Origin of the sequence: Pantoea stewartii subsp. stewartii (assembly GCF_008801695.1) — a bacterium.
GTDB classification, from domain to species: domain Bacteria; phylum Pseudomonadota; class Gammaproteobacteria; order Enterobacterales; family Enterobacteriaceae; genus Pantoea; species Pantoea stewartii.
In genome coordinates, this window is the sequence record NZ_VZPF01000266.1 from 1 (window position 1) to 441 (window position 441).

Here is a 441-nt window from a genome sequence, read left to right on the forward strand (position 1 = left end):
ATAGGTACGTCCGCCCATCACGGCGGAGATCAACCGCATCTGGCCTTCCGTTGCGGAAGCGACCAGATTATAGCCTGCTTTGCTGGTATGACCGGTTTTGATGCCATCCACATTCAGACTGTTATCCCACAGCAGACCGTTACGGTTTAACTGGCGAATGCCGTTAAAGGTGAACTCTTTCTCTTTATAAACGGCATATTCGTTAGGCACATCGCGAATTAACGCCTGGCCAATCAGCGCCATATCGCGAGCTGAACTGTATTGTCCGTCGGCGTCCAGGCCGTGTACGGTCTGGAAGTGAGTATTTTTCAGCCCCAGCGCGTTCACATAGCTGTTCATCAGCCCGACGAAAGCATCCTGGCTGCCGGCGGCGAAATCGGCCATCGCAACACAGGCGTCATTGCCGGATTGCAGATTAATGCCGCGTATTAGCTGGGAGAC

The 441-nt window shown here is 53.5% G+C and carries 1 pseudogene; it reads right to left on the reverse strand.

The window, feature by feature from the left end:
* A pseudogene (locus F7Q90_RS26105) lies at positions 1-441 on the reverse strand (serine-type D-Ala-D-Ala carboxypeptidase); the annotation flags it as partial.